The organism is Paraliobacillus sp. X-1268, assembly GCF_003426095.1.
Lineage (GTDB): Bacteria > Bacillota > Bacilli > Bacillales > Amphibacillaceae > Paraliobacillus_A > Paraliobacillus_A zengyii.
In genome coordinates this window covers 348,067-362,112 of record NZ_QJSK01000001.1, presented here as the reverse complement: position 1 = coordinate 362,112, position 14,046 = coordinate 348,067, and the positions used below count along the sequence as shown (strand labels likewise).

Below are 14,046 nucleotides of genomic sequence, written 5' to 3'. Positions count from 1 at the left end.
ATAAAATACATCAAACTTGTCCAAATATCTGATAGTTAAATCTATGATGAAAAGCTACTGAACATGTATAGAACGATGAATAATATAATCCTTATAAAAAATACGGATAATTTAGAAGCATAATTACCATGCTAAGTGTCAAAATCACTAGAAAGGAGTGGGCACAATGGGAAGAGACGAACATCAACATGGCAAACATAATAAAGCGAAATTGCCACAAACACCCAAAAACCAAAAGGATTCGGATGGTGTTGATATTGAAATGTCCAACAATCCAGAAGTTCAATTTGGTGTTAATGAAGCAGAAGAAAAAGATAATAGAAAATAAAAGAGTAGCATCCATTCATTCAATGGATGCTACTCTATCAAGATTACTCAACATTCGGCTCTGGATAATCATAACCAAATGTATTAACAACAACAGTTTTCATACGTTGATCGTTAAGGGGTTTGTCAGTTGCATTTGGATCTAGTTCAGATGCTACAATTGTATCTACAACTTCCATACCTTCGATAACCTTTCCAAAACTAGCATATTCACCATCTAGACTAGGTGAATCAGCTACCATAATGAAAAACTGTGATCCTGCTGAATCAGGTTCGTTTGTTCGTGCCATTGATAGTACCCCTCGTTCATGTAATAAGTTATTTTAGAACCCATTAGAACTAAATTCACCTGGAATCGAGTAACCTGGACCACCACCTCCAGTACCATCAGGATCTCCTCCTTGAATCATAAATCCAGGAATGACACGGTGAAAGATAAGCCCGTCATAAAAACCTTCTTCAATTAAGCTGATAAAATTCGCAACTGTATTTGGAGCGATTTTTGGATATAGCTCTAAGATTATTTCTGTTCCATTTTCCATTGTAATAGTAACAACTGGATTTTCCTCGACATCCGACAAGTCTAATTGTTCACTCAATTGCTCTTCAACATCATCTGTTTCTGTTACAGAACCACAACTTGCGATTAGTAATAGTAGTAAAAGGCTACTAATCAAAGTTAGGATTGGTTTTATTTTTATTGTCATAATTGCTATTCCTCCTGTTAAATTATCTCATCTTAAACGTTTCAATATAGTATTATATCACGTGCTTGTTACAAATTAGTAGCGGTACTTTTCGTTATTTGCAACGATATAATTTTTCGGAACCCTTCTTGTAGAATGGTTTAGAAGGAAAAAATTCCACTATTATGGATATAAAATTTGGATTTGGGAAACGTAAACATAATACGGTAGAAATGGAGATGATCATTTAATGCGTAAACTTTTGTTTGTTTTATCAATAATAGCTTTCTTTACATTAACAGGTTTTAGTTCTAATACAACTGATATAAATGTGGATGACATCATAGTTAATAAAGAAGAGGTACAAGTGAATTCCAATATCTTTATGCAAGATAGGATAAATAATAGTAGTGATACCACAATTATGGAAGGAGTAAATACTGTTTTAGCGACCATTGAGGCGTTAAAATATACTGCAGTTCATTCCCCTAACGATAGTGCTAAAATAATAAAAATTGGTAAGAAGTTGAAAGAAGATTGGGAGCTTATTGAAGAAAAAGTAGAAGCTGCTTACCCTGAGGATTATACGAATATTGAAGAGAGTTTTTATCCATTAATTGAGGAGACACAACACGATAAACCAGATACAGATGTGTTAATGAAACTGACAGCAGAAGTAAATGATAAATTATTTAAATTCAAAGAAAAAATATCTGCTTAAATAAAATTGTATAGATAAATAATAAAAAGACATTAGATGGTTTTGATCTAATGTCTTTCTATTACGTTAATTCATCTTATTTACTGTTGATCTCTTTATTCGAAAAGAAAAAACAGTTAAAAATAAAGATAAAAATACAAGTATAAAGCCAAATACCTGCCAACTGCTCAACATTTCATCTAATAGGAGGAGACCTATTAAAACGGCTACAACTAACTCAAAAGAAGAAAGGATAGAAGCTTTGCTTGATTCGACATAAGAAAGCCCGATAGTGAATAAAATATAAGCGAAGATTGTAGAGATGATTGAAATCCCTAAGATGTTCAACCAAACTTCTTTCATGATAAAAGCTTCTTTTTGCGTCCAAATTCTACTTGTAGGAATCATAAAAATACTGCCGCAGATCATCGAATATACTGTAATTGTAAGTGGATGGTAGATTCTACTAGCAGATTTCCCAATAATACTGTAAGACGAACAACATAGGCCAGATAATAATCCTAAAACAATCGTAGTCGTTGTTAAAGAAAAGTGTCCAATAGGTAAAAATTGAATGACAAGTCCACATCCTAAAATAGTTAATAAAACAGCGATTATTTTCTGAAGTGGTAATTTTTCTTTAAATAAGAATCTGGCTATTATGGCCGTGAAAGCAGGTGATGTATAAATGAATATAACAGCGACAGAAAGGGTTGATCTTTCTATTACTTCAAAATAACACCAATTAAACAGGGCCATGCTTACTACACCAAGTGCAATAAAGTAAGGTAAATCTTTCATTCTTATCTTTAGATAACTTCTTGCGATACTCGCTAGAATGATAAATAATATCAAACTGGATATACTTAAGCGAACCGTTACTACTTGCCATGGTGTGAAACTAAACGTGTACAAATTCTCGACAAATAAACCTGTTAACCCCCAAAAGGATGCTCCCAGAATTACAAGTCCGTAAGCAAAATAATGATTCATTTGCATGGTTATACCCTCCCATTTCTCTCTATCTACTAGGTTCAGGATAACTATTATAATGTTGTGAAAAATTTTCACTTATATTAAGTAAGTTTAACGTATATGTAGCTCTAAAGCAATATTTGTATTTTTATGAATGATTCAATTAATTTTGCGGATGATGTTTTAATAATTAGTTAGACTATGTTACAATATCCAAATAATTAGGATGGAAGGAGAACTACAATGACAATCAATAAAAAATGGTTATTAAGTTTATTTCTCGTATTATTTGTGCTTGTACTTGCGGCATGTAATAGTGACGATGAAACAACGGAAGATACGAACGATGAGACAGCGACAGAAGAGGAAGAAAGTGAAACAGCAACTACCGAAGAAGCAGCAATGCCTGAGGCGGATTTGGAAGGCATACCTGAAGTTGTTGCTGAAGTAAATGGAGAAGAAATAACACGTGAAAAATTTGAGACAACTTATCAAGGGCAACTCCAACAAGTGGCTTTACAAGCACAAATGTCTGGGTCAACAGAAGAGATAGATCAAGATCAATTAAAGACACAAGTTGCAGAAGGTATGGTTGGACAAGAACTCTTAATACAAGAAGCAAATAATCGTGATTATGATGCTTCAGATGAAGCTGTAGATGAAGTTTTAAACGGATTAGTTGAACAAAATGGACTTGAATCGCAAGAAGAGTTCCTCGCAGCTATAGAAGAACAAGGAACAGAGCAAGAAGAAGTAATGTCCCAAATTGAGTTGCAAGTAAAGGTTGATCAACTTATTGCAAATGAATCAGCAGACATCGAGCCAACAGACGAAGAAATGCAAACCTATTATGATCAATTAGTGGAACAACAAGAGCAAACGGGTGAAGAAGGAGTAGAAATCCCTTCTTTTGAAGAGGCAAAACCACAGATTGAAGAACAGTTAAAGAGTCAAAAAGAAGCAGAAGTAACGCAAACTCTTATTAATACGTTACGAGAAGACGCAGACGTAACGATTAATATATAGTGTAATAAACAAGGTCCAATATAATTGGACCTTGTTTACATATTTTTACAGCCCCAAAACCTATAATGGTTATTTAAAAGTCTTTTATTCATTTGATAAATTTCTTTCCATTAAGGTAGAAACTTCACGGAAACCAAGACTTTGATATAAATATTTAGCATGATTTCCAGAAAAGACATTCAACTGGATGTCATGATACCCTTGAGCTTTTAACCGTTTGAATACCTCTTTACACAATTGCTTTGCGATTCCTTTTCTTCGATAGGGAGGAAGCACATACACTTCAGAAATATGGCCAATCAATTTGTTAGAATAATAATCAAAACTTTCTCCTACACCAATCCAACCATTAATATAACCGTCCTTACTATATACCATATAATAACCACCGCTCGCTAAAAAGTTGGATACTATTCGATGTGCTTTTTCTTGACTTGGTTTACCATATCCCATAGTTGCTTCTTTTAGCACAACAGGTGCATGGTTTACTATTGTTTGTATCTCACTATACGTAGCTTTGTTAATATTAATAGTCATGATGTTAAAACTCCTTATGGCAATGTTGCTGATTTAAGAGAAAAATAACAACTTTTAATGCGTAGAAAGGCTAATTGCATTAAAGAATAATGCTTATTTTTTAATATATTTTGTGATCAATGGACTCACTTGTTTGATCATTGGGCTTACCTGCGTGTAAATACCTTGCACTTGTTGAGCAGTTGCTGTTATTTTATCAAAATCAAAATTTCCATCAGCTGTTTTAAATTGTGTTAACAAACTTTGCTTCTTTTGAACTGGAGGCATTTGATATGGTCTTCGATTTGGTATTAACGGATAAGGTTGATTTGGACGTACTGGCCTTTCTGGAAACATTTCTTCACCTCCTATAAATTATAGTTGGTATATATTATTCAAGTTGGGGAGTTATGGAAAGGTATTTGTCCATATATTTTCTGTGTTAAAGTTTTTTCTTTCTTCACCAACTTAACGGACAATAAAAAACCAAGTCAAAATCAATTTGAACTTGGTTTACTTCATTTTGTTAACTTCACTTAAATACGTCTAGATGATATAGCTCTTCTCACTCTTCTCATGGATTCTTTACCAGCCTCTTTTTGAGCAATTAGAACATTTACATAAATCGCATCAATTAAACTGAGCTGGGCAATACGGGAAGATAAGGCCTCCGAGCGATAGTCTGTTTCTTCAGACAACGTGTGTAATGGGATATCTACCTTTTGACTGAGCGGTGATTTAGCTAAACTAGTAATTCCAATTGTTTTAACTCCGTTCTCTTGTACGATTTCCAGTATGTCTAAAATGTCTTTCGTTGTACCAGTATGGGAAATAAGTACAGCTACATCATCACTAGTCATTTGTGAGGCTGACATGAGCTGCATATGTGTATCAACTTGAGCAAAGACAGGAATACCTGTTCGAATAAATTTATGGTAAGCATCTTGGGCAATAACGCTGGACCCGCCATTGCCAAAAAATTCGACTCTTTTTCCTTGAAGAATTAATTTTATAGCAGATTTAAGGGCATGCTCATCCATTACTTTTAATGTGTCCTCAAGTGTTTTTATGTTGGAGTGAAAAATTTTTTCTGCTACAGTTTTTTCTGTGTCTTCTGGTAGAATTTTTTCGTGAATGTCATTTACAGGTTCTGTAATTTCAGAAGCTAATACTATTTTCATAGATTGATAACCTTTAAAACCAATTCGCTTGCAGAAACGGAAAACTGTTGAGTTTGCAATGCCGATATCATCTGCAACCTGGTTAATTGTACCGTAAACAACTTTATGAGGCTTTTCTAATATATAATCAGCAATTCTTTTTTCTTTATGACTAAATGTTGCGTAGTGTGATCTGATTCGTACCAGGCAATGTTGCATTTCAGTGGTTGGCATTAAATACCCTCCTTATTTATATCTATTACTATTATTATATAGGGAAATACGAATAAAGGAAATATTTTTTTATAACGCTTTCAAAAAAAGAAATATTTTTTTCAGAAAACGCTTGCAAAAGAATAATATTTTTTTGTATAATGAATTTAAGAAAAAAATTTCCGGGAGTTGAAATATATGAAAATAGCAATGATTGGTTTAGGGAAGATGGGTATGAACTTAACACTTAATTTATTAGATCATGGTCACCAAGTTGTGGCCTACGATGTTTATTCAGATTCTGTTAAACGAGCAGCAGACCAGGGGGCTGAAGCAGCTGAATCACTTGAGGATCTCGTAGGAAAGGTAGAATCACCTAGAGTCATATGGATGATGGTGCCAGCTGGGGATGTTACAGAAACAGTAGTGTCTGAGATTAATAGATTGTTAGATAAAGATGACATATTGATTGATGGTGGAAATTCAAACTATAAAGATACCGTTCGTCGTGCAGCAGAATTAGCAGAACAAAGTGTTTATTATTTAGATGTTGGAACAAGTGGTGGAACAGATGGTGCAAGAGAAGGTGCCTGTACAATGATAGGTGGAGATGAAACAGCTTTTAATAAAGTAGAAAAATTATTTTCTGACACATGCGTTGAAAGCGGTTACCTTTATACAGGTAAATCAGGAAGCGGTCACTTTTTAAAAATGGTTCATAATGGAATTGAGTATGGCATGATGCAAGCAATTGGAGAAGGTTTTGATATATTAGATAAAAGTGAATTTAATTATGACTACGAAAAGGTAGCACGTGTTTGGAATAATGGTTCTGTCATTCGTTCCTGGTTAATGGAACTTATGGAAGACGCTTTCTCTGATGATAGTAATTTAGATGATATAAAAGGTATTGTTCATTCATCAGGAGAGGGTAAATGGACGGTGGAAACAGCATTAGACTTGCAAGTTTCTGCACCAGTAATCGCTCTATCTTTAATGATGCGGAATCGCTCATTAGAATCAGATACGTTTAGTGGTAAGGTAGTTGCAGCACTCAGAAATCAATTTGGTGGTCATGCAGTAGAAAAGAACTAATACATAATACATTAGGAGGAATGCATCATGTCAGGAACAATATTAATTTTAGTAGCAGTAGCTGCAATTTTTACATTATTATATTTAGTAATTCGAATAAAGCTTCATGCATTTGTAGCATTAATGGTTGTAAGTTTACTAGTAGGTATTGCTGCAGGAATGCCATTAGATCATGTTATTGAATCTGTCGAAAATGGAATGGGTGGTACATTAGGCTTTGTAGCAATTGTTGTTGGTCTAGGTGCCATGTTTGGAAAGATGTTAGAAGTTTCAGGAGGGGTAGAACGCCTTGCACAAACGTTATTAAATAAATTTGGAGAAGATCGCTCACAGTGGGCATTAGGTATTACCGGATTTTTGGTAGCGATTCCAGTATTTTTTGATGTTGGTTTTATCATTTTAGTACCATTAGTATATGGTTTAGCGAAGAAAACAGGTAAATCATTATTATACTATGGTATTCCTTTGTTAGCAGGTTTAGCTGTTACACATAGTTATCTTCCACCAACTCCAGGCCCAATTGCTGTAGCAGATTTAATTGGTGCAGATCTTGGTTGGGTAATATTATTCGGTATTATCGCAGGTATACCGTCAATGATTATTGCTGGTCCTCTATTTGGTAAGTACATTTCAAAGAAGATACACATTACAGTACCTGATTATATGAATTTTGAAGAAAAAGAGTATGATAAAGATCTACCAGGCTTTGGGATGATTACATCTATTATCATGGTTCCATTAGTTCTGATTTTAATTAATACACTATCAGCAGTAATGCTTCCAGAAGGAAATACATTCCGAGCGTTCACTACTTTCGTCGGTAACCCGATTGTTGCATTAACGATCGCAACATTATTGACATTTACATTTTTGGGTACAAAAAGAGGATATTCAAGGCAAGATATACAAGATATAGCAACAAAAGCATTAGAACCAGCAGGTATTATTATTTTAGTAACAGGTGCAGGTGGGGTATTTAAAACAGTTTTAATTGACTCAGGTGTTGGTGATGTTTTAGGTAATATTATGGCAGGTTCGGCTTTACCACCAATTCTTTTAGCGTTTTTGATTGCTGCGGTTGTACGTGTTGCACAAGGTTCAGCAACAGTGTCGATGGTAACAGCTGCCGGTTTAATTGCACCTGTGATTGGCATTATGGGTCTAGAAGGTCCTGTTTTAGGACTAATCGTTATCTCAATTGCGGCAGGTGCAACCGTCCTTTCACATGTTAATGATTCTGGATTCTGGTTAGTTAGTAGATATTTCGGTCTTGATGTGAAAGACACATTAAAAACATGGACAGTGATGGAAACATTAATAGGTGTTGTTGGTTTATTTACTGCACTTACACTTGGTCTATTTATTTCATAGGATGGAAGGAGCGCCTAAAAAAGCGCTCCTTGTGTTTTAATTGAAAAGATAGGAAAATGTACATAAATGTTATTGGAGGTATAATGATGCAAAAAAAATATTTGTTGGGTGTAGATATCGGTACGACTAGTACAAAGGCAGTATTATTTAATCGATCTGGAAAAATACAAAGCCAGCATGCAGTTGAATATCCATTGCATACGCCTGTTCCTGGGGCCGCTGAACAAGATGTGGAAGAAATTCTGCAAGCTGTTAAAATATCAATTCGAGAAGCAATCAAAAAAAGTTCGATCAACCAAGATGAACTATTATTCATTTCATTCAGTGCTGCGATGCATAGTTTGATTGCAGTGGATGTTGATGGTAAACCATTAACACAGAGTATTACATGGGCTGATCAACGTAGTGAACCGTGGGCTAAAAAGTTAAAAGCAGAGAATGGACATCAAATCTATTTACGAACGGGTACGCCGATCCATCCGATGTCTCCACTAGCAAAGATTATTTGGTTAAAAAATGAACAACCAGAACTATTTAAAAAAACAGCTAAGTTTATATCGATTAAAGAATATATTTTTAAACAATTTTTCGATACTTATATCATTGACTTTTCCATCGCATCAGCAACAGGGTTATTTAATTTAGAGAATCTTACATGGGATCAAGGTGCATTAGATGCTGCGGGAATCAGTAATGATCAATTATCAACTATTGTTCCAACTACACATAAGATACATGGTTTACAGCAAGAATTGGCTGATGAGCTTGGTATAGATGCTGATTTACCATTTATAGTTGGCGCTAATGATGGTGTGCTATCAAATCTTGGTGTTAATGCAATTGAACCAGGTGTTGTAGCACTAACAATAGGAACTAGTGGAGCAATACGAACGGTGACAGACCGCCCAGTGACAGATCCTAAAGGAAGAATTTTTTGTTACGCACTAACAGAAAATCATTGGGTTATTGGTGGACCTGTTAATAATGGTGGAATGGTTATGCGTTGGCTTCGAGATGAAATCTGTCATGAAGAAGTCTTACAAGCAAAAGAGCAGGGAATTGATCCTTATGATCTAATGACAGAAAAAATAAGCAACGTACAAGCTGGTGCAGAAGGATTGATTTTCCACCCTTATTTAGCAGGAGAACGGGCTCCTTTATGGAATGCAAATGCGAGAGGTTCATTCTTCGGGTTAGGCATGCATCACAAAAAGGAACATATGATGCGTGCGGTACTAGAAGGGATTAATTTGAATATTTATACAGTCCTGCTAGCACTAGAAGAGATTATTGGAATTCCTGAGAAAATTCATGCAACTGGTGGTTTTGCCAAATCACCAGTATGGCGACAAATGCTTTCCGATGTTTTTAATCAAGAGGTTCAAATTCCAGAAAGTGTTGAAAGCTCATGCTTAGGTGCAGTTGTGCTTGGGTTATATGCGTTGGGTGAAGTAGATGATCTAAACGTCGTATCAGAAATGATTGGTACAACAGAAAGTAATCGTCCTAACCAAGATCAGGTGGATATTTACACAGAGTTAATACCAATTTTTATCCGTCTGAGTCGCCTTTTTGAGGAAGACTATGATGCAATTGTTGCATTTCAACAAAAGCACGTAAAAACTGAATAATTGATTTAATCAAACGGTATTAGTAATCCTACTAATGCTGTTTTTTTGTGTTGTCATTTAAAATAATAGCATATTAATAATATAAAGCTATTTCTATTCTATGTTTTATTCTAACTATGCTATAATAAATCCATTTAAATGGAAGCGTTACCAAAATATAAAATAAGGAGGTTCTTACTTGAAGAATCTACTTTTTGTGTACTTATTATTGATTAGTTTATTTGTATTGTATGTTTATCACTATCAAGCAAATGAGTTAACGACTCAGGAATGGTCAAAGAATGAACTACAAGGAAATATGGATGAAACATATGTGATGGTGACATTTCAAGTTGGAATTGATTATTGGAAACGTGCCCTAAAGGGTTTTGAAGATGCTGCAGGTGCATTAAATGTTTCTGTAGAATATCGTGGTGCGAGAGAATATGATGTCAATGAAGAGATTACTGTCTTAGAACAAGTAATTGCAAAAAATCCTGCTGGCATAGCGATATCAACAATGGATCCTGAGGCGTTAAGTTCCGTAATCGATAAAGCAGTAGAAGCTGATATTCCGGTAGTTATGTTTGATGCTGATGCACCTGAGAGTAAAGCATTTACATTTTTAGGAACGAATAATTATCACGCAGGAGAAGAAGCAGCACATAAGATGGCTGCATTAGTTAATGAAAAAGGAAAAGTTGGGGTTATAACACAACCATATCAATTAAATCACCAGGAAAGAACACAGGGTTTTCAAGATACTATTTTCTTGGAATATCCTGAAATGGAGGTTGTTTCTATTAAGAATGGAAGAGGAGATCAGTCGGAATCTAAATTAGTTGCACAAGATATGATAACTGAGTTTCCAGGTTTAGTTGGTGTATTTGCTACTGAAGCAAACGGAGGAGTTGGAGTAGGTCAAGCAAGCTTAACTAATAATTTAGAGGATTCATTAAAAATCATCAGTTTTGATACGGATAAAGGAACTCTGGATATGATTCAAGACGGAGTTATCTCTGCAACCTTGGCACAAGGAACATGGGATATGGGTTATTGGTCATTACAATTTTTATTTCATTTACAGCATAAGATTGTAGAAGAGGAAGATGCAGAAACACCATTACCACGTTATGTTGATACGGGTATTACGATCGTTACACAAAAAAATGTGGATTCGTATTATCCGCAATAAAACTTCTAGAATGGATTGATAGTAGTGAAAAGTTGGATACAAATTAATAATTTACCCATTCGATTTAAGTTAATCTCACACTTTCTATTTGTTAGTATCATTCCTATTATCTGTCTTGGCTTTTTAATCAATTGGACGGTAGAGCGTGTTTTAGAAGAACAAGTAAATAATAATACATTGCAACTTATAAATAAAGTTAATGAAACCCTAGAATTTCACATCAATAATATGCAAAGTATCACATATTTTATTGCTGCTAATAAAGATATACAACAATTTCTAAATCAAAATCAAGAAGAAGTTATTTATAAAGTTAATGAATATGATATGACAGACTACCTTCGTAATTTTACGACTTTATCACCTGAAGTAGCAGGATTATTAGTAATAAATAGTGAAGGAGACTACATAAGCAATGAACTGTATGCACCGTCAGAGAAAAATTTGACGGATGAGTATTGGTACCAAGAAGCAGTTGATAATAAAGGAATTTTTAAAATTATTGGAAAACCTAAGGGGCGCAGCATAACATCATTAGTGAATTATAAAAATGATGAAGTGATATCAGTTGTTCGTGCAATAGTAGATCCCTATACACAAAAGGTCCAAGGTGTTATTTTAATAGATTTAAAAGTTCGAGTTATTGCTGAAACAGTAAGAGACATCCGCTTAGGGAAAACTGGTTATCTAATGGTTATAGATGATCAAAATAATACTATATATCAACCGAATGATCCCTTAATTGAATCAATACCCGATCATTGGCTAGAAGAAAAAAATACTGGTACTTTCTCTAAAATAATAGAGGGACAGAAACTGCAATTTATTTTCAACAAGTCACCCTTTGCCAATTGGACGACGATTGGTGTTTTTCCTGCCGAAGAGACAATATTTGAAATCCGTGAAATACGATTTTACTTAGTTTTTTTTGTATTTATACTCATGTTATTCGGAATTCCTGTCTCCTACTTTTTATCCAATTCGATATCAAAACCAATTTCAGAATTAATGCGTTTCATGCGTAAAGCTGAAGGAGGTAATCTAGCAGTTCGTTATCATGAAAACCGGCATGATGAAATAGGATTACTTGGTCGAAGTTTCAATAAAATGTTGGTGCAAATGAATCATTTAATGTTTTTAACAAAGCGACACGAAAGACAAAAGCGAGAAGCTGAATTTAGAAGTCTACAAGCAAATATTAATCCGCATTTTCTCTATAATACGTTAGATACAATTCAATGGATGGCTAGAAAGCGAAAAGCAGATGATGTTGCTGAGGTAGTTGAGTCATTAGCTAAATTATTTCGAATAGGATTAAGTAAAGGAAGACATAAGATTACTCTTTCTGAGGAGATAGAACATATAGAGAGCTACTTAATGATTCAACAAATAAGATATCGTGAGAAATTAAACTATCAAATTCAAATTGGTGAAAATTATCGTTCTTTGTATGTTTTAAAATTCATCTTGCAGCCCATTGTAGAAAATGCTATTTATCATGGCATTAAGGAAAGACGTGGTTTGGGTCATATTACTGTAACCGTAAATGCAAAAGAAGAAAAGCTATCTATTATCATTCAGGATGATGGAGTCGGGATGTCAGAATTGCAACTAGAAGAAATGAGACAGGCTTTAAGTGAGGCGATTATACGTACAGAAAACCAAGAAGAAAATAGAGATAAAAAAGGTTACGGTATGTTAAATGTTCAAGCTCGAATTCTTTTAACGTTTGGAGAGGAATACGGAATTTATATAGATAGTAAGACAGGTGTTGGAACAAGGGTTGAAATCACATTACCAATTTTAGGTGATTATATACTAAAAGGGGATAAGCCTAATGCTTAAATGGAAAGTGTTAATTGCAGATGATGAAGTGATGATACGTGAGGGAATTCGGTCCTGCATCAATTGGGAAAAGTATGAAATGGAAGTAGTAGGGGAAGCGGAAGATGGGGAAGAAGTAGTGCAGTTGGCAATTGAGAATCAAATTGATTTATTATTAATTGATTTAAATATGCCTATAATGGATGGTATTACAGCTATGAGACAAGTAAAGGAACAACTACCACAATGCAAAATGGTTGTAATATCTGGTTATGACACGTTTCACTATGCACAAGATGCCATTAGATTGCAAGTAGTAGATTATATTCTAAAACCTGTAAATTCAGAAAAACTAGGAAATATATTAATGACATTAAACCAAACGCTTATAACAGAGGTAAATCAAGAAATATATTTAAAACAAGCTGAAAAACAACTATTAAAAAATCATGAACAACTTAAAGATCGATTTTTAAAAGATTGGATAGCAGCTAAATTAACAGATGATGAGATAATAGATCAATTACATTTTTTAGGATTACCAATAGTGATGCCTCAACAATATTTGGTAGTGATGTGGCCTGGTTATCAACAAAGCAATACAATTATTACAGAGAATGAAAGAGCGATTTTCATATTCGCAATTGATAATATAGTTGAGGAAATACTGGGTTCATCAGCTATTTTTCAGTTTAGAGAAGGTTCTGAGTTACTTCATGTTTGTATATGGAAGACTGTCACAAAGGAACAGATAACCGAACTAGTACTGGAAATAAAAAAATGTTTGAAAATTAATGTTTATGTACAAATGGAAGATATTCATATTACGGAATTAACGGATTTGTACAAAATTCATGACTTATGTAAGGTAAAAGTCGCTAAGCAAGCACGAGTTTCTCCTATTGTTAAACAAGCGCAAACATACGTCCAACAACATTATCAAGATTCGTCCATTACACTTGAAAAAGTTGCAGAGAATACGCATGTTTCAACAGTTTATGTAAGTCGAATGATCAAACAAGAGTTAGGTATCTCTTATATTGCTTTATTAACACAATTACGCATAAATAAAGCAGCAGATTTATTAAAAACAACAAATATGACAATTAGAGAGATAGCAGAAATTGTAGGTTATGAGACACAGCATTATTTCAGTACTGCTTTTAAGAAAACAACAGGTATTTCTCCAAATCAATTCAGAAAGTAAAAATTAATAACATCGCTACATATTAGCTAGAAGCTTATATGTAGCGATGTTATTTTAATTTAAAAAGTTGTCATATTTCAATTTGATTAAATTTTTATAAAAACACTTTAAAATAATGTAAAGGCTTTCATTTATTTAAAT

The 14,046-nt window shown here is 34.0% G+C and carries 13 protein-coding genes and 1 pseudogene; 9 read left to right on the top strand and 5 right to left on the bottom strand.

Translation table 11 applies throughout. The features are described 5' to 3' along the window. The first annotated feature begins 166 nt into the window (after window positions 1–166). On the top strand, window positions 167–328 hold the full coding sequence (locus D2K62_RS01905; RefSeq protein ID WP_112180958.1) for a YfhD family protein: 162 nt from the start codon (window positions 167–169) through the stop codon (window positions 326–328). Between the two features lie 43 nt (window positions 329–371). On the opposite strand, the pseudogene D2K62_RS01900 reads toward D2K62_RS01905, so the two are convergent. Beyond that, window positions 372–1,034 (bottom strand): annotated as a pseudogene (locus tag D2K62_RS01900) (peptidylprolyl isomerase). A gap of 229 nt (window positions 1,035–1,263) precedes the next feature. Here D2K62_RS01900 and D2K62_RS01895 point away from each other — a divergent pair. Beyond that, on the top strand, window positions 1,264–1,734 hold the full coding sequence (locus D2K62_RS01895) for a hypothetical protein (RefSeq protein WP_112180960.1): 471 nt from the start codon (window positions 1,264–1,266) through the stop codon (window positions 1,732–1,734). A 66-nt stretch (window positions 1,735–1,800) separates the two neighbouring features. Here D2K62_RS01895 and D2K62_RS01890 read toward each other — a convergent pair whose 3' ends face one another. Then, a complete protein-coding gene (locus tag D2K62_RS01890) occupies window positions 1,801–2,712 on the bottom strand; it encodes a DMT family transporter (protein ID WP_232824027.1) in 912 nt (303 codons plus the stop codon). 219 nt (window positions 2,713–2,931) lie between these two features. Between D2K62_RS01890 and D2K62_RS01885 the strand changes: the two genes are divergently transcribed. Then, complete coding sequence (locus D2K62_RS01885) at window positions 2,932–3,714, top strand: SurA N-terminal domain-containing protein (RefSeq protein ID WP_112180961.1); 783 nt, start codon at window positions 2,932–2,934, stop codon at window positions 3,712–3,714. 84 nt (window positions 3,715–3,798) lie between these two features. On the opposite strand, the gene D2K62_RS01880 is transcribed toward D2K62_RS01885, so the two are convergent. The 3 genes from D2K62_RS01880 to D2K62_RS01870 form a co-directional block, all read right to left on the bottom strand. Next, on the bottom strand, window positions 3,799–4,251 hold the full coding sequence (locus D2K62_RS01880; RefSeq protein WP_232824029.1) for a GNAT family N-acetyltransferase: 453 nt from the start codon (window positions 4,249–4,251) through the stop codon (window positions 3,799–3,801). A 93-nt stretch (window positions 4,252–4,344) separates the two neighbouring features. Continuing rightward, window positions 4,345–4,587 (bottom strand): YppG family protein, encoded by a 243-nt coding sequence (locus tag D2K62_RS01875; protein WP_112180962.1) that lies wholly within the window; start codon window positions 4,585–4,587, stop codon window positions 4,345–4,347. 179 nt (window positions 4,588–4,766) lie between these two features. Further along, the gene (locus D2K62_RS01870; protein WP_112180963.1) at window positions 4,767–5,624 is read right to left on the bottom strand and encodes a MurR/RpiR family transcriptional regulator; all 858 of its coding nucleotides are present in this window, start codon (window positions 5,622–5,624) and stop codon (window positions 4,767–4,769) included. 177 nt (window positions 5,625–5,801) lie between these two features. Between D2K62_RS01870 and gnd the strand changes: the two genes are divergently transcribed. From gnd to D2K62_RS01840, 6 genes are all read left to right on the top strand, one after another. After that, on the top strand, window positions 5,802–6,698 hold the full coding sequence (gnd, locus tag D2K62_RS01865; protein ID WP_117160829.1) for a phosphogluconate dehydrogenase (NAD(+)-dependent, decarboxylating): 897 nt from the start codon (window positions 5,802–5,804) through the stop codon (window positions 6,696–6,698). A 27-nt stretch (window positions 6,699–6,725) separates the two neighbouring features. Next, a complete protein-coding gene (locus tag D2K62_RS01860; RefSeq protein ID WP_117160828.1) occupies window positions 6,726–8,069 on the top strand; it encodes a GntP family permease in 1,344 nt (447 codons plus the stop codon). An 83-nt stretch (window positions 8,070–8,152) separates the two neighbouring features. After that, window positions 8,153–9,700 carry a gluconokinase gene (gene gntK, locus D2K62_RS01855; RefSeq protein WP_198671267.1) on the top strand — a complete coding sequence of 516 codons (1,548 nt, stop codon included), beginning with the start codon at window positions 8,153–8,155 and terminating at the stop codon, window positions 9,698–9,700. A gap of 178 nt (window positions 9,701–9,878) precedes the next feature. Beyond that, window positions 9,879–10,874, top strand: coding sequence for a substrate-binding domain-containing protein (locus tag D2K62_RS01850; protein ID WP_117160826.1), 996 nt, complete (start codon window positions 9,879–9,881; stop codon window positions 10,872–10,874). A gap of 24 nt (window positions 10,875–10,898) precedes the next feature. Next, the gene (locus tag D2K62_RS01845; RefSeq protein WP_117160825.1) at window positions 10,899–12,719 is read left to right on the top strand and encodes a sensor histidine kinase; all 1,821 of its coding nucleotides are present in this window, start codon (window positions 10,899–10,901) and stop codon (window positions 12,717–12,719) included. Then, window positions 12,712–13,905, top strand: a complete 1,194-nt coding sequence (locus D2K62_RS01840; RefSeq protein ID WP_117160824.1) for a response regulator transcription factor — start codon at window positions 12,712–12,714, stop codon at window positions 13,903–13,905. The genes D2K62_RS01845 and D2K62_RS01840 overlap by 8 nt, the downstream gene beginning before the upstream one ends. The last annotated feature ends 141 nt before the right edge of the window (window positions 13,906–14,046 follow it).

Excerpts from the sequence above, each read along its gene's own strand:
- D2K62_RS01905 (WP_112180958.1), top strand. The coding sequence starts at position 167 with ATGGGAAGAGACGAACATCAACATGGCAAACATAATAAAGCGAAATTG.
- D2K62_RS01895 (WP_112180960.1), top strand. The coding sequence starts at position 1,264 with ATGCGTAAACTTTTGTTTGTTTTATCAATAATAGCTTTCTTTACATTA.
- D2K62_RS01890 (WP_232824027.1), bottom strand. The coding sequence starts at position 2,712 with ATGCAAATGAATCATTATTTTGCTTACGGACTTGTAATTCTGGGAGCA.
- D2K62_RS01885 (WP_112180961.1), top strand. The coding sequence starts at position 2,932 with ATGACAATCAATAAAAAATGGTTATTAAGTTTATTTCTCGTATTATTT.
- D2K62_RS01880 (WP_232824029.1), bottom strand. The coding sequence starts at position 4,251 with ATGACTATTAATATTAACAAAGCTACGTATAGTGAGATACAAACAATA.
- D2K62_RS01875 (WP_112180962.1), bottom strand. The coding sequence starts at position 4,587 with ATGTTTCCAGAAAGGCCAGTACGTCCAAATCAACCTTATCCGTTAATA.
- D2K62_RS01870 (WP_112180963.1), bottom strand. The coding sequence starts at position 5,624 with ATGCCAACCACTGAAATGCAACATTGCCTGGTACGAATCAGATCACAC.
- gnd (WP_117160829.1), top strand. The coding sequence starts at position 5,802 with ATGAAAATAGCAATGATTGGTTTAGGGAAGATGGGTATGAACTTAACA.
- D2K62_RS01860 (WP_117160828.1), top strand. The coding sequence starts at position 6,726 with ATGTCAGGAACAATATTAATTTTAGTAGCAGTAGCTGCAATTTTTACA.
- gntK (WP_198671267.1), top strand. The coding sequence starts at position 8,153 with ATGATGCAAAAAAAATATTTGTTGGGTGTAGATATCGGTACGACTAGT.
- D2K62_RS01840 (WP_117160824.1), top strand. The coding sequence starts at position 12,712 with ATGCTTAAATGGAAAGTGTTAATTGCAGATGATGAAGTGATGATACGT.